Source organism: Gilliamella sp. X-57 (genome assembly GCF_057063565.1).
Genome location: NZ_JBXSQI010000027.1, coordinates 11,683 through 34,384 on the forward strand (window position 1 = coordinate 11,683; position 22,702 = coordinate 34,384).

At 36.3% G+C, this 22,702-nt stretch carries 15 protein-coding genes and 1 pseudogene; 6 read left to right on the forward strand and 10 right to left on the reverse strand.

What is annotated here, in order from left to right; all coding sequences use genetic code 11:
* Positions 1–11: 11 nt before the first annotated feature.
* The 6 genes and pseudogenes from ACYIAL_RS11420 to yejK all read right to left on the reverse strand — a co-directional run bounded on the left by ACYIAL_RS11420 (position 12) and on the right by yejK (position 10,932).
* The gene (locus ACYIAL_RS11420) at positions 12–1,109 is read right to left on the reverse strand and encodes an ATP-binding protein (RefSeq protein ID WP_174797143.1); all 1,098 of its coding nucleotides are present in this window, start codon (positions 1,107–1,109) and stop codon (positions 12–14) included.
* Positions 1,103–4,846, reverse strand: coding sequence for a DUF4132 domain-containing protein (locus tag ACYIAL_RS11425; protein WP_483751745.1), 3,744 nt, complete (start codon positions 4,844–4,846; stop codon positions 1,103–1,105). The genes ACYIAL_RS11420 and ACYIAL_RS11425 overlap by 7 nt, the downstream gene beginning before the upstream one ends.
* Positions 4,840–8,544, reverse strand: coding sequence for a DUF4132 domain-containing protein (locus tag ACYIAL_RS11430; protein ID WP_483751746.1), 3,705 nt, complete (start codon positions 8,542–8,544; stop codon positions 4,840–4,842). The genes ACYIAL_RS11425 and ACYIAL_RS11430 overlap by 7 nt, the downstream gene beginning before the upstream one ends.
* Positions 8,541–8,897: pseudogene (locus ACYIAL_RS11435) on the reverse strand (DUF4132 domain-containing protein); the annotation flags it as partial. The pseudogene ACYIAL_RS11435 and the gene ACYIAL_RS11430, both read right to left, overlap by 4 nt.
* 156 nt (positions 8,898–9,053) lie before the next feature.
* A complete protein-coding gene (nfo, locus tag ACYIAL_RS11440) occupies positions 9,054–9,896 on the reverse strand; it encodes a deoxyribonuclease IV (protein WP_483751747.1) in 843 nt (280 codons plus the stop codon).
* Between the two features lie 31 nt (positions 9,897–9,927).
* Positions 9,928–10,932: a nucleoid-associated protein YejK gene (gene yejK / locus ACYIAL_RS11445; RefSeq protein ID WP_483751748.1), complete on the reverse strand. Its 1,005-nt coding sequence runs from the start codon at positions 10,930–10,932 to the stop codon at positions 9,928–9,930.
* Between the two features lie 595 nt (positions 10,933–11,527).
* Here yejK and ACYIAL_RS11450 point away from each other — a divergent pair.
* Entirely contained in the window at positions 11,528–12,913 is a 1,386-nt protein-coding gene (locus tag ACYIAL_RS11450; protein ID WP_483747299.1) for an MATE family efflux transporter, read from the forward strand.
* A gap of 98 nt (positions 12,914–13,011) precedes the next feature.
* Here ACYIAL_RS11450 and ACYIAL_RS11455 read toward each other — a convergent pair whose 3' ends face one another.
* The 4 genes from ACYIAL_RS11455 to ACYIAL_RS11470 form a co-directional block, all read right to left on the reverse strand.
* Positions 13,012–13,704, reverse strand: coding sequence for a tetratricopeptide repeat protein (locus tag ACYIAL_RS11455; protein WP_483751749.1), 693 nt, complete (start codon positions 13,702–13,704; stop codon positions 13,012–13,014).
* 256 nt (positions 13,705–13,960) lie between these two features.
* Positions 13,961–14,101, reverse strand: a complete 141-nt coding sequence (locus ACYIAL_RS11460) for a hypothetical protein (protein ID WP_483751750.1) — start codon at positions 14,099–14,101, stop codon at positions 13,961–13,963.
* 101 nt (positions 14,102–14,202) lie between these two features.
* Positions 14,203–15,084 carry a DMT family transporter gene (locus ACYIAL_RS11465; protein WP_483751751.1) on the reverse strand — a complete coding sequence of 294 codons (882 nt, stop codon included), beginning with the start codon at positions 15,082–15,084 and terminating at the stop codon, positions 14,203–14,205.
* A gap of 11 nt (positions 15,085–15,095) precedes the next feature.
* Positions 15,096–15,962: a YicC/YloC family endoribonuclease gene (locus ACYIAL_RS11470; RefSeq protein ID WP_483751752.1), complete on the reverse strand. Its 867-nt coding sequence runs from the start codon at positions 15,960–15,962 to the stop codon at positions 15,096–15,098.
* 159 nt (positions 15,963–16,121) lie between these two features.
* Between ACYIAL_RS11470 and rph the strand changes: the two genes are divergently transcribed.
* The 5 genes from rph to ACYIAL_RS11495 form a co-directional block, all read left to right on the forward strand.
* On the forward strand, positions 16,122–16,838 hold the full coding sequence (gene rph, locus ACYIAL_RS11475) for a ribonuclease PH (protein ID WP_483747304.1): 717 nt from the start codon (positions 16,122–16,124) through the stop codon (positions 16,836–16,838).
* A gap of 13 nt (positions 16,839–16,851) precedes the next feature.
* The gene (gene pyrE, locus ACYIAL_RS11480; protein ID WP_483747305.1) at positions 16,852–17,499 is read left to right on the forward strand and encodes an orotate phosphoribosyltransferase; all 648 of its coding nucleotides are present in this window, start codon (positions 16,852–16,854) and stop codon (positions 17,497–17,499) included.
* A gap of 311 nt (positions 17,500–17,810) precedes the next feature.
* The gene (locus tag ACYIAL_RS11485; protein ID WP_483751753.1) at positions 17,811–18,908 is read left to right on the forward strand and encodes a lactate oxidase; all 1,098 of its coding nucleotides are present in this window, start codon (positions 17,811–17,813) and stop codon (positions 18,906–18,908) included.
* Between the two features lie 895 nt (positions 18,909–19,803).
* On the forward strand, positions 19,804–22,491 hold the full coding sequence (locus tag ACYIAL_RS11490; protein ID WP_483751754.1) for a T6SS effector BTH_I2691 family protein: 2,688 nt from the start codon (positions 19,804–19,806) through the stop codon (positions 22,489–22,491).
* Position 22,492: 1 nt separating this feature from the next.
* A partial coding sequence (locus ACYIAL_RS11495) for a hypothetical protein (RefSeq protein WP_483751755.1) occupies positions 22,493–22,702 on the forward strand: 210 nt, incomplete at its 3' end.

Below are 22,702 nucleotides of genomic sequence, written 5' to 3' on the forward strand. Positions count from 1 at the left end.
TTATCTATTTATTATTTCCAGAATTTTTTAGACACCTGATAGAATGAATGCCATACAGGTGAATTTTTGGCTCGTTCACGCACCACATTATCCATATAAAATTGAATCCGTTTAATATCATCAGCATTATCTTTTAAAACAACGCCAATAAGCTGTTTAGCAATATGCCTACCCTCTAAGGTACCCTCATCAAAATAATAGGCATCTAATGCTGAGGCATACACAATATTGACAGCTTCTGCTGTTGACATCACCGCATCTGGTGTTTTCAGCTTGGTGCCTGCTTGCGTTTGTCCTTGTCTTAACTCTTGAAACGTTGTTACTAATAGTTCAATGACATCGACTGGAATGATTATTTGCGATTTTAGTTCGCCTAATTCCTGATTAAGTTGCATTTGAATTAATTCTATTTCAAAGTTTTTATCGGTAATTGGATTAACGGTTTCAAAATTGAAACGACGTTTTAATGCAGCTGACATCTCATGCACACCACGATCTTGTAAGTTTGCCGTGCCAATAAGATTAAATCCTGGTTTAGCACTAATTTTGGCATTCTGCCCCATTTCGGGAATCATCATTTGCTTTTCAGACATCAAAGACACAAGCACGTCTTGAATTTCGGGTGGACAACGAGTTATCTCTTCAAAACGCACAATTTTACCTTGCTGCATACCGTGGTAAATCGGCGAGCCAACCAATGCCCGTTCAGTTGGGCCTTCGGCTAATAATAAAGCATAATTCCAAGAATATCTGATATGATCTTCACTTGTCCCTGCCGTGCCTTGAATAGTTAGGTTTGAATCACCGCTGATTGCTGCAGCTAACAGTTCAGATAACATCGATTTAGCCGTACCTGGTTCGCCAACTAACATCAAACCTTGTTTACCAAGCAAAGAGACAATCGCTCGATCAACAAGGGGATCGTCGCCAAAAAATTTACGGCTGATGCCGATCTCCTCATTGCCCAAAATAAACGTTCGCACCGATTTTGGTGATAACTGCCAACCTTTAGGTTTATTGTTATGACTATCCAATTTCAGCAACTTATTTAATTCGTTAGCATAACGTTGTTCTGCGCTTAAGCGAATGGCTTGTGTGTGTTTTACCATAATCCTTTCTTCTCCCACTCTGGGTCAAAACCGCTTGAGGCATTAGCCACAGCCATATAATCAGCATAAGCTTCTGCTAGTAATACTGGCGGCACATCGTTGATATCAATTGCATTGCAGTTTCCACCCTGCTTTTTACTAAAATATAGATTGTAAAGTACAGCAGGGATATTCTCTTCTGGCACATAGCTACCACTAAATTCAATATTGATATAAAGCTCAAGCTCACTAAAATATTTATAATAGCCGTAAAAGCAAGCACCGTCTTCAATATCGTCTCGTTTGTATCCTTGTTTAATCAATATATTTCGTATAGTAAAACTATCTGTTAGCCAGCCTTTACGATCATCAATAATATTTTCTGCAATATGGCTAACATCAGGCAACGAATGGTTAAACTGTGCAAATAGTAGCGAAACTTTGTAATCTGTAAGATGTTTTTGCCATGTTTTGACCATATCGTTAGTTAACAATGCACTATGCGCAACAGTAATATGGTTTTCCTTACTAAGCGTAATCTCGTCATCATTTAAATCAATTAAACAGCCATCTTCGGTTGGGCGAAAACTCTTGACAATTGCCCCTGCTTCATTCACTTCAAACCACACTAAACGTTGAATTAATAGACGCATAATAGGATGGCTATAGAGATATTCTTGCCATGCTAAAACAGACCAACGTCGTTGCAAACACATGGCTTCGTATAGGCGAGCTGTTTGTAATTCAAGCAATTGCTTCAGTGCTTTTTTGCTATTACTAAATTGTTTTTTGGCTTCTTTGACTAATGTTTCATCTTCAGATTTACGCGCTTCGGGTAGTGTTTTAATTTCTTTACCTTCGTCGTTTTTCAATACAAATTTGAATTTATCATCTAATGTGACTGTAAAAATTCGCTCACCATAATCAAGGCTCAACACGCCCGATTCATCTAAACCTACGGTTGGAATGGTGCGATCAGCCAGTTCATCAGCCGTCCACTGTTTTTGCTCAGCAATTTGGTTAATCAATAATTTTGCCTTTTTTTGCACGGACGGCGTTCGGTAACGACGTGCCATTGATAATAAAAATTGAATAATCAGCGGATCGTCACTAACAGCTATTGATTCCAGCATAGCTTCAATTTGACCACGCCTGATTTGGTAATTTTTAATATAGTTTTTTATTATCGATACAGCGACATTACCTTGTATACCACCAATTAGTGATAATACACCTTTTGATTTAATGGCTGAACCCACTAAGCGGGCAAGCACCTCTTGCTTTATCATTTCAAAAGCTTCGTTTAAAGTCATATTTTCATATTGACCATAATATTCGGGATAACGCTTTGCATAATCTAAATAATCTTTCCAACGCTGTTTTGCTTTTAAATTGGCCTCCATTTCGGCTTCTTCAAGTGTTGGCGTTAACGTGTCTTGCTTAATAAAAGCGTGTAAAATAAATACCCCTAATTCGTGTTGACTTTTGAGGCTTAAAAGGCGGGTATAAATGATTAATAATGGATTAGCAGGCTCTTTTAATTTTATCGCAAGCCAAATCCACCAAGTAATAATTTGAGGTTCGACCAGCTTACCACTTTGCCAAGTTAATACTGGGATTAAACTTTCATCAAGCCATTTAGCATCTGCTGGTTTTTTGCCCGTTAAGCCTTTTTGTGCATCATCAAGTAATTTAGCTGGCGTTAAATACTGGTTTATATTTTCACCTAAACTTTCAAGCGCAGCTAATAACGTTGCTTGCACCGATTCAGATTTCTCTTTGTTTAGCGCATTATTTAGTGCTTTAATTGATGATTTCTGTCCTAATTTTACTAGCCACTTGGCAGCTAAAATACGCTGCGATTGTTTAGTTGACATCAACGCCTCTTCCACTTGGCAATGAATATCAGGCAACACACTTAATGCTTTTTGCGCTAATAAACGTAATGATTGAATTTCACCTAATGCCAGTTCAAGCAGATAAGTCACATATTTAGCGGGTAACTTCGGGAAAAAGGTTAATATTTTTATCCCTCGTTCTTTCTCAAAAAAATAATCACTGTTTTGCACTTCCTGACTTGGCAATAGTCCCAATGCTTCATCAAGATAAACGGAATTTTCGGCAAAAAATGGCCAAACTAAATTAGGATCGACCTCAGTTGTGGTTTCATAATAATAATTCATTAAAAATGCGGCAGCGATGGTACGTTTCGCATCTGGCACATAATCTATTTTATTTATTACTTCAACTAACTGGCGTAAGTCAGTACGTAACAAGATTTCATGATGAGAAAAACTCAAACCTAAATGAAAGGAATTAGGCTTACGATGACAAATTTTTTCCGCACGTAATAAGTGGTAAAGATTAAATTCGGGCAACGATGGCAAACGACCTTTATTCAAAATAACTTCATAAATTAATTTGTTTTTTATATCCGTCTGCTCGATATCACCTTTACCATTTAAACAATCAAAAATCGCATCTAAATCACTAACAGTAATTGTTTTTAATTGTGCATAACGCTGTTGCTCAGATGTTATTTTGTAACCATATTCTTGGTTATATTGAATTTCCTGTTCTGCTTTCTTTTGCTGTTGAACTAATACTTCTTGGTAGTTTTGTTGCAAAATATCTCGCGCTTTAGAAGGTAAATCAACTTCAACGACCGATTCAAAAGGAGGAATAATTAATTCGATTTCTTGCTGTTTAGCATCCTCATTGCCACTTAATCGTGATAGTGCACCTTCAATAGTTTTAATCACGGTTTTATTGGTCTGCCGAGTTAATACTTCTTCTAAAATCTGGCGATCAACGGATAATCTAGCCAATAAGTTTACCGCATGGCAACGTTGCTTAGGCGTTCCTTGGTCTAATAAAGCTTGTAACTCAGTTTGCACTATGTCAATTGGTAAACTTAGTAATAAGGTTGTTGCCAACTCACTGATTGCTTTTATGTTACTTGTTGATTGTTTTACAAGTAAATCAATCACATCTTGTTTAAGTTCGACTTGGTTGGCAATATATTGTAATTGCTGTAATTGACCGACTCTAGAAAGACCCTGTTCAGGCAAGGTTTTAAACCATTCAAGATGATCATAAATATAGGGCAATAAACCATTAATCATAAACACATAATGAAAACACTTTAAATAAGATTCTGGTGTTTGTTGGCGGTCAAAAATAGCAAATAATAGCTGTTTCCCTAGCCCTTTTTGTTCTATTTCGAGCAATTGATGTAATTGCTGAACAGACCAATTTTGACGTTCAAGAATAATTTGTTCAGCATTTTGATTATAGCTAAACAAAGTTGAAACCAATCCATCTAAAAATAGATATAAAAACCATAAAGGTAAATTTGGCGTGATGACATCAATATTTTTTTGTTCTGAATAAACGCGACTTTGCTGCATATTTTCAATATAGGTTGCTGCCAATACCTTACCAAAACGGATAATCTGTTCTGGCGTATAGTTATCCGTCCATTGTTGATAAAATAGCGCTCTCGCTTTTATTGGTTGTTTTTTCTCAGTGAAATAATAAATGATATTAGTCGCACCAGGAAAGCCTAGACGCCCATAAACTCGCTTCTCATTATTATACATTTGCGATAATTGATTTAGATCCTCTAAAACTTGAGGATCTTGACCTTGTAAAATATATTTACAAATGCGCTCGGGAATCAATTTATCTAATCCCCGCAAAATCTCAAAACATGCTAATAAATTGCATTCATTACTGTTAGCGCTATCCTTTACCATAGTAACTTATCCTCCCAATCGGGATCAAAGCCACTACACGCATCTGCAACCGCCATATAGTTAGCATAACCTTCAGCGAGCAACACTGGCGGCAATTTATTGAGTGCTATTGCTCTATCTTTTAAACCTGGCTTTTTACTAAAATAGAGGTCAAAAAGAGCAACTGGGATATTTTCTTCTGGTACCATGCTGCCACTAAACTCAATATTAATATACAGGTTAAGACTAGCAAAATACTTATAATAACCATAAAAACAACCTGCATCTTCAACATTGTCACGCTTATAATCCAATTTGGTTAAGATACCTCGTATCGTGAAACTGTCAGTTAACCAACCTAAACGTTCATCAATAATGTCATCTTTAATTTTACTCATATCTGGTAATGAATGAGTCAATTGATCAAATAGCTCGGTGACTTTGTAATCTTTAAGATGATCTTGCCATTTTACGGTGATATCACTTGGCAACACTGCCGAATGGGCAAGGGCAATGCGATTACCTTCATTCAGAACAATCTCGTCATCTTCAGTTGTAATTAAGCTACCATCCTCCGTTGGTCTAAAGCTGCTTATCACTTGTCCATTTTCATCTAATTCAAGCCAGATTAAACGTTGAATAAGCCGTCCTACGATAGGATGTGGCTGTAGGTATTTTTGCCAATCCTCTACTCGCCATTGACGCTGTGTACACATAGCTTCATAAAAGCGGGTAATTTGCATATTGAGCAATTGCGTTAGTTCTTTTTTACTGTTGGAAAACTGTTTTTTTGCCTCTTTCACTAAGGCTTGATCTTCGCTTTTTCGGGCTTCTGGTAAGGATTTAATTTCGTCACCATCTGCATTTTTTAAATGCCATTTAAACTTATCATCAAAAGTAGCCGTAAAGGTGCGTTCACCATAATCAAGGGTTAACACACCATTATCATCTAGCCCTGCGGTAGATATGGTGCGATCAGCTAGTTCATCAGTAGTCCAGCCATTGCGTTCTGCAATACTTTCTACCAATAAGCGGGCTTTTTCTTGTACAGATGCAGCACGATAACGGCGGGCAAGCGATAACAAGAGTTGCGTGATCAACGGATCATCACTTTGAGCAAGCGGTTCAAGCATTGCCTCAATTTGCGCTCGTCGTTGTTGATGATCTTTCATAAAACTACGTAATAACGAAACTGCAATATGACCTTTAATACCACTAGTTAATGCTAATAATCCTTTCGCTTTAATGGCTGAACCAAGATAGACTGCCAAAGCCTCTTTTTTTATCTCTTCAAATACTTGTTCAAAAGTAATATTGGCATAACTAGGGTAGTATTGAGGGTATTGCTGGTAGTAGCCAATATATCGCTGCAATCGCTTATCGGCTAATGAATTGGCTTTTGCTTCGGCATCTTCCACCGTTGGCATTCGCGTATCTTGCTTAATAAAGCTTTGTAAAATAAATTCGCCTAATTGCTGTTGGCTTTGCTGACTTAATAAGCGACTATAAATAATTAACAATGGATTAGCTGGATCTTTTAATTTGACCGCTAACCACGCCCACCATTCAATAATTTGAGGATCAACTGCATCACCATTTTTCCATGTTAATGGCGGAATTAGATTTTTATCAAACCAGTCAAAATCAGCAGGTTTTTTACCTTTTAAGCCTTTTTGCGCATCGGTTAATAGTTTTTTAACGGTTAAATGTTGACTAATATCTTCGCCTAATTTTTCTAAAGCGACTAATAAAACAGCTTGTACAGTTTCGCGTTTTTCTTTTTTTAAGGCATTATTTAATGCTTTAATTGAAGATTTTTGTCCTAACTCTGCTAACCAATTAGCGGCGGCAATACGCACCTCTTGCTTTGCTGATGTTAAAGCTTGTTCAACTTGGCAATGAATATTAGTAATCACACTTAAAGCGTTTTGTGCGGCATAGCGTACTTGTTTACTTTCACCCAAAGCTAATTCAAATAGATAAGCAACATATTTAGTTGGAATATTTGGGAAAGTTTGTAATATTTTAATGGTACTTTCTACATCAACATTAAGATAAGACCAGGCTTCTTGTTTGGGAGCAAAACCTAAGGCCTCATCAAGCAAAAATTCGTTTTCAGCAAAAAATGGCCATAATTTGTGTGGTTCATTTTCATAGACATCGTGATAGGTATCTTTGGTTAAAAATGGTACAGCAACGACATAGGGCACATGCTGAGAATAATTGATTTTTACTAATACATCAGCGATTTGTCTAAGATCTAATTTTTTTATAAATTCATTTTTTTCATATAATCTTTCGAAATAATAAACGCCTTTTTCTTTATTAGTTAATTGAGTCGCTCGTAATAGATGAAAAAGCGTAAATTCAGGTAGATTCTGTAACCTTTTTTTGGCTAATAAAAATGTAATATCGATATTTTTATTGATTTTTTTGAGTAACGCCGAATATTCAATCTTACCATTTAAATAGTGATAGACATCATCTAAATCCTGTGAGGTAATCGTTTTTAACGTTTTATAGTATTTTCTTGCCCAATTGTATGGAAGGTTATATTTTTTGTTATCTTCAACTTCTTTTTGTGCCGCTTTTTCACTTTCTATTAAATGTTCTTCATAATTTTGCTGCAAAATATCACGAGCAATAATGGGTAAATCAACATCATCGATTGGCTCAAAATCAGGAATTATCAAAGTTGCTTGTTGTTCGGCTGTATTTGCACTTTCAAGTCGTGATAAAGCACTCTCGATCGCAGCAATGACCGTTTTGTTAGTTTCGTTAGTCAAGGCTTGTTGCAAAATTGTCGGATCAGAAGATATTCTAGCCTGTAATGCGGCAGCATGACTACGCTGCTTAACTGTGCCAGCAGTTAACAAACGTTGTAAATGGGGCTTTACTATTTCGACAGGGGAACTAAGTAACATTTCAGTTGCAAGCTGACTAATTTGTTTGGAGCTATTTAATGACTGCACAGCAATAAAATCAATCAGCGGCATTTTCAGTTCAGGATGTTTTCGAATATATTTTAATTGTTCGACTTGCCCTAATATCGCAATACCTTGATTCGGTAACTGTTTGAATAATTCAATATGCTCAATAATATAAGGCAACAGACCATTAATCATAAAGAAATAATGAAAACAGCTGCTATATGTAATATTTTGGCGGTCAAAAATAGCAAATAATAACTTTTTACCTAATCCTGATTCCTCAATCTCTAACAATTGATACAATTGGTTAATTGACCAATTTTTTCGTTCATCAATCCGCTCTTCATTGTTACAACAAATCGATAACGTAGTAATCAATCCATCATATAGCAGGTATAAAAACCAAGAGGGTAACTCTGGAGTAATAAGTTTAATAAAACGTAAATTACTACATAACGCCGTTAAAACTCGTGCAAAACGGATTATCTGTTCAAAAGTATAATCATCAGTCCAACGCTGATAAAAAGCCATTCTTGCTTTTTCGGATGAATTAAGTTTGTCATAAATATCTGTCCAATAAAAATCACAAGGTCTTCGAAGTAACTCATAAAGTTTATTAGCTGTGTTTGAAGACTGACTCAATTGATTTAAATCAACTAATACATTTATTTCATCACCCTGTAAGATATATTGAGTAATGCGCGCTGGCATGGTTTTATCCAGTTCTTTTACTGGGTCAAATATAGTGGTAATTAATTGTTGTGATGATAATTCATTTATTTTTTTCATATTCCTTTCTTCTCCCATTCTGGATCAAATCCGCTACATGCCTTAGCAACAGCCATATAATCAGCATAACCTTCAGCAAGTAACACACGCGGAACTTTGCTAAGTTCTATAGTATGATAGTGCCAATCCTGCTTTTGGCTGAAACTAACATGGTAAAGCACCACAGGAATGTTTTTTTCGGGCACATAGCTGCCGCTAAACTCAATATTAATATAAAATTGATTATCGCTAAAGTATTTATAATAACTATAAAAGCATGCCCCATCTTCGATATTGTTTCGTTGGTAACCGACTTTGGTCAAAATACTACGTAGAGTAAAGCTATCAGTTAACCAACCTTTACGGTCATCAATTGTGTTATTTTTAATTGTATTCACATCACCGATAACAAAAGGTGTTACGATTAAATACACTAAAAGTGTTGCAATATATTATTTTAGCTCTAGGTTAGCTTTTTGTTTATTATTGTAAAATAAGCTTTCTTATACATCCTTGTAAAGCTTTAATAGCTATTGACATTGCTCCTTTAACCAGCTTATTTCTTGCGCCCAGATATCGGGATCAATGGTTTCTAAAATAAGGGGAATTTCATCAATTCTTGGATCTTGCATAATGTATTTAAAGGCTGCTTCGCCAATATTGCCTTTGCCTAGGCTATGATGACGATCGACATGGCTGGCAAATTCGCTTTTGGCATCGTTTAAGTGCATGCCTCGCAAGTATTGAAAACCTACAATTTTTTCAAATTCGGCAAAGGTTTCTTGGCAGGCTTTTTCAGTACGCAAGTCATAGCCAGCAGCAAAAGCATGGCAAGTGTCAATACAAACGCCAACTCGGCTTTTGTCTTCAACTTGGTCAATGATCTGGGCAAGATGTTCAAATTTATAGCCTAAGTTAGAGCCTTGCCCCGCAGTATTTTCAATAACGGCAACCACATTTTGTGTTTTATCAAGTGTGATATTAATCGATTCGGCAATACGTGCTAAACATTCATCAACTGAAATCTGTTTTAAGTCACTACCGGGGTGAAAGTTAAGTAATGTCAGTCCTAGCTGTTCGCACCGTTGCATTTCATCTAAAAAGGCGGTACGTGATTTGTCGAGCTGTTCTCGATCTGGGTGACCTAAATTAATTAAATAACTATCGTGTGGTAAGATCTGTTTGCTAGTAAAGCCATATCTTTCGCAACGTTTTTTGAAGCTGTCAATGATTGTGGGCTCAAGCGGTTTGGCGTGCCATTGTCGTTGATTTTTGGTAAATAGCGCAAATGCGGTTGCGCCAATTTGATGAGCGTTAATTGGGGCATTGTCTACCCCACCTGCTGCACTTACATGTGCACCAATGTATTTCATGTTGTGTCCTAATAACGTTGTTGGTTGATAATTAGTTGGAACCGCTATTGCGTTGTAGTTGATCACGTAAATTAGGTGGTACGCCTTTAATCACTAGGGAGTCAGTTTGCGGATCCCACTTAATGCGTTCACCTAATAAATTCGAATCGAAGCTTAACGTTAATCCCCCACCACTGCCCGAGAATTTTTTAAGCTGACGCAGTGCACTGCGATCAACCGGAAACGTTTCTTCTAAATCATATTCACTGTTTTTAATAAATTCAATAAAGTTATTGTCAACACTGGCAGGTAGTTCGTTGGCTAGATTTTTCAGTTCAATTTCTTCGCCTGCTTGTAATTGGGCTTGGCAGTAGTTGTAAACGTTTTCGCGCGCACTGGTTTTGTCTTGCTTGTCAAATTGCATTTCTTGGCAGTAATCATCAACCGCTTTAACCAGTGTTTTGTTTTGCGCTTTCGCATCTAATCCTTCGCTAGCACCTAAATAGTCCATAAAAAAGTCAGATACTTTGCGCCCTACTCGTCCTTTTAAGAAAGTTAAATAACGTTTTGAGTCGGCTTGGGTTTCCCATTCGGTAATGTCGATGCGGGCAATAATATCGGCATGGGCAATGTCTAAATATTGTGTTTCACTGATATCTAAATCTTCATTAACTAACATACTTAAACAACTATTTAATACGGCAATAATCAAGTACTCAACCGCCAAATAACGGTACTGACAAAATACAACCGTTCCCCCTTCAGCAAAAGGGTATTTAGCCAATTCGTTGCGCAGTTGTTTGGTCGATTCTTGGCTAAAACGTAAAAAGTCTTGATTGCCAAGGCGCAGTTCTTTTAGTGATTGTTCAAATAAGCTATCGCTATTAAATAGTCCATAGGCTTTGCTTTTGTTGTTGTAGATGCGGTTGATATCTTCGATTAGATTAACAACCGCTTGCTCGTTGCCTAACATTGATTCGCGAAGTTGTAATTCGATTTCGGTATCACTTTTTCTAATTAATTTATGCAGTATGATCTTTTCTATTTGTACGCTCATTGGTGAGGTTCCTATTGGATCGCAATAATCATTAAGGGGGGTTATTCTATCAAAGCACCAAAAAAGTGCTATTAACAATTTGCCAGTCTGCTAAACTAACGCAGTAAAATTGCCTTAAATTTATACTGAAACGTATAGCTACCTGAAACTTTTTGACAAGATCTGCATACAGTACCGATAGAAAATTTGGATTGTCGCTATAAACTATAATCATAAAAATTTAAAAATAAATAAAAGTAGCAAACCCGTTTATTATTTTAGCTATATTTTCAACAGACAAAGACAAGTATATTATAGCAAGTTTAAATAATGACTATCTTTTATACTGAAACGTATAGTTACCTGAAACTTTTTGACAAGATTTAATATCTCGCAGTGACAATAGACAGATTTGGGTAACCGCTATAAGTAACCATTATTTAAAATTAAGAAATAAGTAAAAATCGCAAACTGCGTTTATTATTTTGATAATATACCAAACAGCAGACATGAGCATATCATGGCTAATTTGAATAGTGATTATGCTCTTTTTATACTAAAACGTATAGTTACCTGAAACTTCTTTACAATATTTAACAGCGGAAAAATAAAAGCAATGGCTCACTCTCTTGATGTTTATAATGATTTTAAAAATAAAAAAATCAGTTCACTATTTTGGCAATATGCACTGCCTGCGGTAATTGGCACAATTGTAAATACGCTGTATAACATTATTGACGGTATTTTTATTGGTCATTGGATTGGTCGTGAAGCATTGAGTGGTGCAGGCATTATTTTGCCTGTTATGAACCTAACTGCAGGCATTGGTATGCTGGTAGGTATCGGCTCGGCGAGCCGGATTTCGATTTTTTTAGGTCGTGGCGAAAACGACAAAGCCGAAAAGGTCGCTGGCACATCGTTTATGTTAACGGCCATTTTAAGTGGCTTAACTTTGGCGTTATTGCTCTATTTTGTCGATCCCGTTTTACATTTTGTCGGATCGAGCGCGACTAATCATGTATATGCTCGAGAATTTTTAGAAGTTTATTTACCGGGTAGTATTTTTATTACGTTAACGTTTAATTATAACAATATGATGCGCGCCAGTGGTTATCCATTTAAAGCAATGGTTACCATGTTTATTAGTGTAATTGCCAATATTATTTTAGCACCGATTTTTATTATTGGTTTAGGCTGGGGCATGCGTGGAGCAGCTTTTGCAACCACGTTATCCATGTTTATTAGCTTCTTATTTGTTATGCAACACTTTATCAGCAAAAACAGTAATATTAAGCTATATCGACGCAATTTCACCCTTAACTTGACCTATATTAAATCGATTATATCAATCGGTATGTCGCCATTTGCCATGCAGGTTGCAGCCTCTATAGTGGTGGTTTTTATCAACTGGCAATTAGTACATTATGCACCACTGTCTAACGTGTCAAGTGATGATGCTATTGCGGGCTACTCTAATGCCAACCGATTGATCACATTAGTAATTATGATTGTTATTGGGATTAATCAAGGTATGCAACCCATTATTGGTTATAATTACGGAGCAAAAAACTATTCGCGTGTCAAAACTACCTTTTTCTATGCCGTCAAAGTAGCGACCGTAATTACCAGTATTGGCTTTATTCTTGGATTTTTTATTCCGGATATTTTAGTTCGTGCATTTAGTGCTGACGAGGATTTAATCTCAATATCAGCCATTGCACTACGCTATACCACACTTTCTTTTGCTTTTATTGGTTTCCAAATGGTGACCACAAGCTTTTTCCAATGCATTGGTATGGCAAAAGTATCGATTTTACTTAGCCTTTCTAGGCAGATCCTTATTTTATTGCCAACACTCTATATTTTGCCATTATTCTTTGGGCTTGATGGCGTTTGGGCTTCATCACCCATTGCGGATTTATTATCTGCGGGTATCGCGTTGACTGTACTTATTTGGTATTTTAAATCAATCAAAACAAGAACCCACACAGCAGCTAATTAGAGTTATTTTATATAACATTGAAAAAAGGGGGATGTAGTTCATTTCCCCCTTTGCGTTTAATCGAGTTTTATTGGTATTGTAGGTTAAAAGTTGATGCTTTAGTTACAAAGTGGATGATTAACTCCGTTTTTACAAGCTTTTTCAATCCATTCCATGGCTTTTTTATGATCTTTTTTTACAACTTGACCATTTTCATACATGACACCTAAATTAAATTGTGCTTGTGGCACACCTTGTATAGCGGCTTTTTCGAGCCATTCTTTTGCTGTAACTATATCTTTTTTTACACCCTCGCCTTGTAAATACATAATAGCTAAATTATATTGCGCATTGGCAAGACCTTGTTTCGCAGATTTTTCAAATAGTTCTCTGGCTTTAGACGCATCTTTTTCGACTCCTCGCCCTTCACTGTATAAGATACCTAAATTATATTGAGCATGATCATCATCTTGAGCGGCTGCCTTTTCGTACCACTCTTTCGCTTTTACATAATCTTGCTCAACACCAGTACCATAATCGTAATAAACACCTAAATTAGATTGAGCACTCGCATAACCTTGAGCAGCTGATTTTTCATACCATTCCCTTGCTTTAGCATAGTCTTGTTCGACTCCTTCGCCGCGATCATATCGAACACCCAAATCATACTGCGCTTTTGCATCATTTTTTTCGGTTGCCATTTTCATCACTTCATCAAATGGTAAGTCTTTTAGCGAAGTTTTATCGGTATCAGCATTAGCAAAGCCAGCTAAAAATAGAAATAGTAAGCCTGTAGTTAATAGCTTTTTCATTGTTCTTTCCTCTTATTATCATATCTATTATATTGTTGGTGTTGATGTTTTAATTTATCAAAATAATTGTAATTTAACAAATATCAATAATATATATTTTTATTGATGCGTAAAACAAAATTAAGACTTCATAAGCTTCATTGCATTTAACCTGATTTTATTGGGCTTACTAATTAGGGTGGATTTAGTTTTTACTCGCCAATTATTTCCTCACTTTGGCAAGCTTTTTCAAACCATTTTCTTGCTTTAAACACACCTACATCATAATAATAGCGAATGCCCAAATTGTAGTGGTTTTTGCATCATTTGCATCAGTAGCCAATTTAATGACATCATCAATCGGTAAGTTTTTGAGTGAGGTATTATTGGTTTGTTTTTTTAGTTTAATTTTTATCAATACCTGTTTAATTAAAAAATAAGTAGAGAATATTTTTTAACGATGAGTAATAAAAAATGAGAAGTGTAATGCCTAGCTTGCTATCCTTGTTTTTTGATAACTTACTTGTTTATATCAATCGTTATTAAAGCAAGACAAATAAGAATAAATAAAATACCGATACACCCCATTAAAGGCAATGTTTCGCCTACTACCAAAATTGCTAAAACTGCCGCTATTACAGGCTCAAGCAGAGTGATAGTTGTTGCGGTACTAGCGGATATTTTTGATAAGCCAAATCCATAACAAAGGTATCCTACAAACATAGGAACTAATGCCATATATATACAAACTGAAATATTCGTTAATGAATCAAACAAACCAGAACCAGTGAGCACCATGACCGGTATTAATAATATGCCACCACATCCAAAGGTTGACCCCATGGCGGAAGTGGTTGATATTGTCTTTAACATTAATTGACGCGCTGACCATGAATATAAAGCATAGGTAAATCCAGCTATTAAACCAAGCAAAATGCCAAGAATAATATGATTATTTTCAATAGTTATTGAATGATTTTCTGCAAAAGACAATAGTACCATTCCCAAAATGCCAAACATTGCACCAATCAACCATCGCTTAGTTAAGCGAAAGTCACCTTTCACATATTCAATTATAGCCGAAAGAATCGGCGCCGAGCCAATAGAGACAACCGTACCAATTGTCACACCCGATAATCGCATTGAAGAATAAAAAGCTAAGGGATAAATCATTACGGCAACGGCTCCGACAATAAGAAAATAGATATGCTGGGTTAACAAGTCACGCTCTTTGATAATTTGTGGGATAGCTAAAACACACTGCAAAATCCCACCAATCCCCATTGCAACTGCACCAATAAACAAAGAAGAAAGTGAAGGGGCAAACGTGGCTACAGTGCCAGTTGTCCCCCACAAAATAGAAGCTAATACAATAGCTAAACTACCAAGATATCTACTCATTAATCAAGCCATTATTCAATATTTTGTACTTGCTCTCTAATTTGTTCAATAAGTACTTTAAGTTCGATTGCACTCGCTGTTACATCCGAATTAATTGATTTAGAAGCGATAGTATTCGATTCTCGATTAAACTCTTGCATCATAAAATCCAACCTGCGACCTATTGCTTCGTTTTTCTTTAAGATTGAGTAAGTTTCTTTAACATGCGTCATCAGGCGATCAAGCTCCTCGGCAACATCAATTCGCTGAGCAACCATTACTATCTCTTGTTCTAGGCGCGAATGATCAAGCTCAATATTAGCTTCAGCCAATTTGCTATTTAAGCGTTCTTTTTGCCATTCCAGTATTTGGGGCATCCAATTGCGAATCTTATCGACTTCGACGGTAATCGCTTCTAAACGTTTAACAATTAAATCGCTAAGTGCTTTACCCTCACGCTCACGAACGGCTATAAACTCATCGATAGCGAAGTCAAGCAGGGTTAGGATTTCTTGTGATATGCTGTCAAGATTTTGTTCTTTAGCTGATAATACGCCCGGCCAACGCAGTACATCAATGGGATTGATTTGACCTGATTGATGCGTTGTTTGAATCCAGTTAGCAGCATTTAAAATTTGCTGGGCAAGCTCTTTATTTAACGACAGTTCTTGATTCTGTGCAGCTGGATCTAACTCAAAGCGTAAATTACATTCAATCTTACCACGAGTTAAACGTTTACGCAGTTGCTCACGTATCATTGGTTCAAGTGAGCGAAACTGCTCTGGCAGGCGAATATAGGTTTCTAGATAGCGTTGGTTAACTGAACGAAGTTCCCACGAGGCAGTTCCCCACGGTTGATTTAACTCTTTTCGTGAATAGGCAGTCATGCTGGAAATCATAATAGCATCCTAAATTTGTAAAAAACTTACTGGGCATTGTATCACATATTCTGTATAATACGCTCTTAGCTTAGGCTAAACATCAACCTTATCTTGTTGATGTCCTCCTAAATAATTATTTCAAAAAGATATTTTTAATTGTAACAGCTGGAGAATTGCATGCGCCCGTCTGGTCGATCTGCGGAACAAGTCCGCCCAATCAAAATAACCCGTCATTATACTAAGCATGCAGAAGGTTCTGTATTAGTTGAGTTTGGTGAAACTAAAGTACTGTGTAATGCCACCATTGATGAAAGTGTGCCACGTTTTTTAAAAGGTCAAAATCAAGGTTGGGTAACAGCTGAATATGGCATGCTACCACGTGCAACTCATTCACGAACCCAGCGCGAAGCGGCTAAAGGCAAACAAACTGGCCGCACCATGGAAATTCAACGCCTGATTGCCCGTTCACTACGCGCTATGATTGACCTTAAATTATTAGGCGAATACACCATTACGTTAGATTGCGATGTCATTCAAGCCGATGGTGGCACTCGAACGGCATCAATTACTGGTGCTTGTGTGGCGCTTAATGATGCAATCAACAAAATGGTTGCAGAGGGTAAAATAAAGCAAAATCCAATTAAATCATTGGTTGCTGCTGTTTCTGTCGGCATTGTCGATGGTCAAGCGGTCTGTGATTTAGAATACATAGAAGATTCAAACGCACAAACCGATATGAATGTTGTGATGACTGACGATGGACGTATGATTGAAGTGCAAGGTACTGCCGAAGGCGAACCATTTAGTCATGACGAATTATTACAACTGTTAGCGCTAGCAAAAAATGGCATCGCAACAATTATTGATGCGCAAAAACAAGCCTTAAAAGATTAATTGGAGAAAATCGATGAAATCATATAAAAGTGAATTTATTGAATTTGCTTTAAATAGGCAAGCATTAAAATTTGGTGAATTCACCTTAAAATCAGGACGCAAAAGCCCCTATTTTTTTAATGCGGGATTGTTTAATACCGGTAAAGATCTAGCTTTATTAGGTCGTTTTTACGCAGCTGCACTCATGGATGCCAACTTAGAATACGATGTTATTTTTGGTCCAGCTTATAAAGGTATACCTATTGTTTCATCAACCGTTGTTGCACTTTCTGAACATCATAATATCGATGTGCCTTATTGCTTTAACCGCAAAGAAGCCAAAGACCATGGTGAAGGGGGCAACTTAGTAGGTAGTTCGATCTATCAGCAACGCGTTATGCTAGTTGATGATGTTATTACTGCTGGTACCGCAATTCGTGAATCGATGAGAATATTAGAAGATAATCAATCAAAACTCGCTGGTGTGCTCATCTGCCTAGACCGTCAAGAAAAAGGTCGTGGTGAACTTTCTGCAATTCAAGAAATTAAACAAACCTATCATTGTGATGTTATTTCAATTATCACGCTTGATGATTTGATCCAATACCTATACAAAGATCCTGCTCGAAAAGATCAAGTAGTACAAGTTGAGGCTTATCGGGCTGAATATGGGATAAAATAAGCTATCAGTATTTGAATATACAATGGCAATATATAATTATTGAAAAACCTCGAATAATATCGAGGTTTATTTTTTTGTTTAACAAAAAATAAGCTTTTTATTGCATCCCTTTACAGCAAACTAAAAAATCCAAATAACTGCATTGCTATTTTCTTTATATTTCAGGCTATGATCTGTACTTAAAAAGCTTCTACAAAGATGAATATAAAAAAGTGCTATTTTGTCAAAAATGATTTTTATTTAATTTTAAATAAAAAATAGCTGTGATATAACCGTACTGTTGTATTAACTCTCATAATTAGGAGCGAACCATGTCATACCATACAAGTAATGAAGAACACGCTATAGAGATCGTTAATATTGCTTCCTTAGAAGCATTAGTTAAAGCAAGAATGGAGGCTGGGGCGTTTGGTTATATCCGTGGTGGTGCCGAAGATGAATGGACAATGCGAGAAAATACCTTATCGTTTAATCGCAAAAAAATCGTTCCTCGAGTATTACAAGGTATTGATCACGCAGATTTATCAACAAAATTGTGGGATATCTCATTAAAAACACCCATTATTCAAGCACCGTCAGCAGCCCAAGGATTGGCTCATGAACAAGGCGAAAAGGACACCGCTAAAGGCGTCGCTGCAGCAGGTTCTATTTTCTGTATTAGTACTTATGCCAATACATCTATTGAAGATGCCGCAAATGCCGCGCCTAATGTACCGTATTTTTTTCAACTCTATATGAGTAAAGATGATGATTTTAACCGTTTTATTATCGATAAAGCTGTTAAAGCAGGCGCAAAAGCAATCATTTTAACAGTTGATTCAACGTTAGGTGGTTATCGCGAAGAAGATATCGTTAATAAATTTCAATTTCCACTTCCTATGAAAAATCTCAGTGCTTACAGTCAATCAAACGGTAATGGCGATGGTTCAGGTAAAGGCATTAGCGAAATTTATGCCGCAGCAAAACAAGGTATCGTTCCTTCTGATATTCAAAAAATTAAAGAAATGGCAAATTTACCTGTTATTGTAAAAGGAATTCAATCACCTGAAGATGCATCAATTGCAATATCAGCCGGAGCTGATGCGATTTGGATATCAAATCATGGTGGGCGACAATTAGATGGCGCTCCCGCTTCATTTGAGGTATTGCCTAGTATTGCAGCTACTGTTGCCAAACGTGTTCCAATCATTTTTGACAGCGGTGTACGACGTGGCGAACATGTATTTAAAGCATTGGCAAGTGGCGCTGATCTTGTTGCTATTGGACGCCCTATTCTTTATGGTCTGAATTTAGGTGGAGCTGAGGGAGTAAAATCAGTCTTTGATCATCTTAACAAAGAACTGTCTATCACCATGCAATTAGCTGGCACAAAAACGATCGAAGATATTAAAAATACCCTATTAATTTAATGGTAGAAATTACTTGCTTCGGTTACAGTAGTAACAAAAACGACTGTAATGAATATATATAAAACAAAACTAACGCCATATCACCAATAAGTGTTATGGCGATGATATAAAAAAATAACCGTCATTGATTTGGCTAAACGTATTATGAACCGTTGCTATCCAGCCATTGATTAACGCCCAAAGACCTCATAAAACATCAACTAACATGATTCCCATTGCATATACAACACAAAAAACAAGCAGCGTAATTTTTTACTAAGTTGTATACTCATTATGAAGTATTTACACAACTGTTACGTTTTAAGCTATATTTTTGTAAAAAATATTCAGGAGTCTATACCGTTTCGTGATGAGTTAAAACTTAGAGTATCTTATTTGTTATAAAGTATTTTTCAGTAAAACGCCTTATTGTTATTAGGGGATTATTTTAATCATAATGTGTAAAAAATGTAAATAATGCTTACAACTAAACCACAATATTAAATTAAATATTGCAAACCACAAAAAAAACGTGTAATTTTTGTACTCAATTTAGTTAAAACTATTGATAATTGAAATAAACATTAAAAATATCATCAAACTATAACATTGAATAAATTCGAGCAACAAGTAAATGTAAGGATAATAGAGTTGTTGGCATGTCAATTCCCTCCATTATGTAGCATCATATTCATTAATTTGAATTCTTTTATACACAATAAATCTTATTGTTTTATCCTATGGTTAGGTTTATTAATTAATCAATATTACCTTTACATTAATACCATGCTCATCACTTCCAATGTTAATCGCAATCTTATTAACAATACCTTAAATTCAATAAGTATTCATAAACTAAATTGGCTAAATAACTCATATTAATCTGAGTTAAAAAAAGGAGCATAAAGGAGAAAACATGGGAAATCTGGAAAGCTTAGTTAATTTAATATTAGCAGCAAAAATCAAACAAAACGATTCAGGCAAACGATGCCCACAATGTCAAGAAAAGGAAGGCGACTTAATTGTACTGCCAACTCGCTTGTCAATTTCTGGCCTCATGGGTAAAAACACAACACTTAAAAATAATCTTAAGGCAGACGTTGAACTGCCGCCTTTACCTAATTTTGCTCAAAAAATGGTATCGAATTTGCCATTGGAACACTCAAAATATTGCATACAAATGTTAAGACAAGGCTATTTATATGTCCTTGTCGATCACAAAAATGGCGAAAAAAAATGGCGAGCTTTTACTTCAAGCCCGTCTGGTTGCTTAATTGAATATAGCGATATGGACTCCATACCAAATACTCCAACAACCTATAGCTGTAACATTGCCACCGACGGAGCCGATGCCTCTTACATCAGTTTCAAAAACAGTAAAGAAATCTTTAAAATTCATTTTTTATTCAGTCCTAACAAAATAACCAATGAAAGATTAGAGTTTTATCTAACCACGCCTGAATTTGAACTACAAGGCGTAACGCCAGATCAAATTCGTAGTGGTCAAAAATCCATAAAAGACGATGACCTACTATCCAATATTTTAGAGTTTTCAACTGCGATGAAAATAGCCGAACAAGAATCATTTTTACAGAGCAAAAGTCCCTATGATTTTAAAACAGGCGAACGAGACTACGCACGCCAGCAATTACAAGTAATACAATATATTTACGAACAACGCGCTTTTTTTGGTGATAAAAATATCATGCAATACTATTTTCGATATTTATCGCTTTATAAAAAATTAAAAGCACGTCAAGGTGCTGCAATTGTGGTGCCCGATGCTATTGGCATCACCCAAAGTTTAAATAGTCGACGTCATCAAGCCCTTGAAAAAGTAATGAAACCATGGATGGAAGGCAAAGATAATGAAGGCATATCCAACGAACACCGTTTAATCATTTTAAGACAACTATTAGGGTTTAAAGAATCGTTTCATCAGCACCGAATCAAGCAGATAATCAAACAAAATAAAAACTGGGAAAAGTTTTCAAGCTGGGGCAATGACAAAATCACTATCCCTTCTATTGGTGATATGGCAAATAATAAAAGAAGAGAAATCTTCCAAAAAGCCGAAGAAGGATTACTAGAGCAACAAACTAAAGAACTATCTCAAGAAGAGTTTAAAAAATTTTATTGGAATCGTCTATCTCAAGAAAAAATGGACAAATTTGAAAAAGAATTTAATGAGCTCAGTCAAAATGCAGAAGAACTGGCAGAAAAGCGTGCTGATGATTACATAAAATGGTTAAAATCGAGCCAGCTAATTTCTGCATTAGATTTATATGATGACACCCGTCCCATAGATGGCATTATGTTTCAATTACAAATGAGTGTTTGCCTGTGTGGAGTGAGCAGTTCAAAAAAAATTAGGCCAATTCTTGATGAGTGGTGGCTTGAGCCTCAAATAACCCAAACCAATTTATGCATGCGCACCTATCTTCATAATAATAAAAATTTGATTAATGATATTAACGAATATCTCGATATCCAACAAAACATCGCGATCAACGAATCGAGTGATGATAATGGACAAATGCCTGATGTAGATAAAGCCATTAGCTTACTAAATAAATTGACCGATCATGTTAATCAAACCGATCGAGTGGTAGAAGTGATGGCAAAACGTGGCTATCCAATAGCATTGTTATCAGTTACTTTTGCTGATTTAGTCAGAAGCTTTTTAAGGGTAACCACTCAAAAATTTAACCAAACGATTCAAAACCGTTTAGGTAATTTAATTATTGCAGGTATTAAAACAAAAGCGCTTGAAATGTATGAATCGGGCTACAGCATTAATGGACATACATTTAAAGCCACACCCAAACGAGGGGCTCCACAAATAACACGTGTTGCTCGTAACAATTTTACCAATGCCGATTTAGTTAATACTAAAATTGCCATGATGATATTTGCATTTAGTGGCTACGAACCCGCTAAAAAATTAATCAATGGTCAATGGAACAACCCTCGTGAATGTGCCGAATTAACCGCATCACTGCTGGGAAGCACAGCCGCAGGCGTACAAATATTCACCAGCGCCGTGCAATGTTGTATCGAAAACAACCCGAATTCAAGAACTGCAACGGTCACCTATAATGCCTTTGGTCGCTTCTTTTTATGGTCGGCGAGTTTATCATTAATTGCGGGGGGGATGTCGGGTGTATTGGATATTACGGATATGGTAAAAGCAATTAAAAAGCGTAGTACAGGTATTGCAATAGCTTATTTTGCTAGAGGTCTTGCAACTATAGTGCTAAGCATGTCCCAATTTGTGGTCGCTTTAGGTACGCTAGTACCATGGTTTAATAATATTATCACAACAAGTATAGAGCGCACCATTTGGGTAAAATTAGCAGAAGTAGGGTTAACTATTGGTCGATTTGCTATTGGCGCTAAAGCCGCAGTTGGGTTGGCTTACATTATATTTTACTGCTCGGTAATTGTTGTTGTAGTTAGTGTATGTTTAATTATTTTTGATGATAACGCCATGCAAAAATGGTTTGACCGCTGCTGTTTTAGTAATAAACCTGATCGCAAAAAATTTGCTGACTTAGGCGAAGAACTGACCGAGTGGCATCAAGCACTACAGGAGACCTTTTAATATGTACGTTGGTGAATTTTTATTATGGTTTGGTAGCGCCATGAAAGCCGAAACTCGCAAAAAATTAAAAATGGGTTATACCAGTGGTGATATGACGCTAAAAGAGGTTCAAAAAGACTACACGCAAAAATCCGTCAGTAATAATCCCAGACCAATAGGACCTTACTACGCCTATAACGATCGCTATTTAGAGATCCGTGGTGGCATGTTT

What these genes read in the sequence shown, in the direction of transcription:
- ACYIAL_RS11420 (WP_174797143.1), bottom strand. Translation starts at nt 1,109, where the DNA reads ATGGTAAAACACACACAAGCCATTCGCTTAAGCGCAGAACAACGTTAT.
- ACYIAL_RS11425 (WP_483751745.1), bottom strand. Translation starts at nt 4,846, where the DNA reads ATGGTAAAGGATAGCGCTAACAGTAATGAATGCAATTTATTAGCATGT.
- ACYIAL_RS11430 (WP_483751746.1), bottom strand. Translation starts at nt 8,544, where the DNA reads ATGAAAAAAATAAATGAATTATCATCACAACAATTAATTACCACTATA.
- nfo (WP_483751747.1), bottom strand. Translation starts at nt 9,896, where the DNA reads ATGAAATACATTGGTGCACATGTAAGTGCAGCAGGTGGGGTAGACAAT.
- yejK (WP_483751748.1), bottom strand. Translation starts at nt 10,932, where the DNA reads ATGAGCGTACAAATAGAAAAGATCATACTGCATAAATTAATTAGAAAA.
- ACYIAL_RS11450 (WP_483747299.1), top strand. Translation starts at nt 11,528, where the DNA reads ATGGCTCACTCTCTTGATGTTTATAATGATTTTAAAAATAAAAAAATC.
- ACYIAL_RS11455 (WP_483751749.1), bottom strand. Translation starts at nt 13,704, where the DNA reads ATGAAAAAGCTATTAACTACAGGCTTACTATTTCTATTTTTAGCTGGC.
- ACYIAL_RS11465 (WP_483751751.1), bottom strand. Translation starts at nt 15,084, where the DNA reads ATGAGTAGATATCTTGGTAGTTTAGCTATTGTATTAGCTTCTATTTTG.
- ACYIAL_RS11470 (WP_483751752.1), bottom strand. Translation starts at nt 15,962, where the DNA reads ATGATTTCCAGCATGACTGCCTATTCACGAAAAGAGTTAAATCAACCG.
- rph (WP_483747304.1), top strand. Translation starts at nt 16,122, where the DNA reads ATGCGCCCGTCTGGTCGATCTGCGGAACAAGTCCGCCCAATCAAAATA.
- pyrE (WP_483747305.1), top strand. Translation starts at nt 16,852, where the DNA reads ATGAAATCATATAAAAGTGAATTTATTGAATTTGCTTTAAATAGGCAA.
- ACYIAL_RS11485 (WP_483751753.1), top strand. Translation starts at nt 17,811, where the DNA reads ATGTCATACCATACAAGTAATGAAGAACACGCTATAGAGATCGTTAAT.
- ACYIAL_RS11490 (WP_483751754.1), top strand. Translation starts at nt 19,804, where the DNA reads ATGGGAAATCTGGAAAGCTTAGTTAATTTAATATTAGCAGCAAAAATC.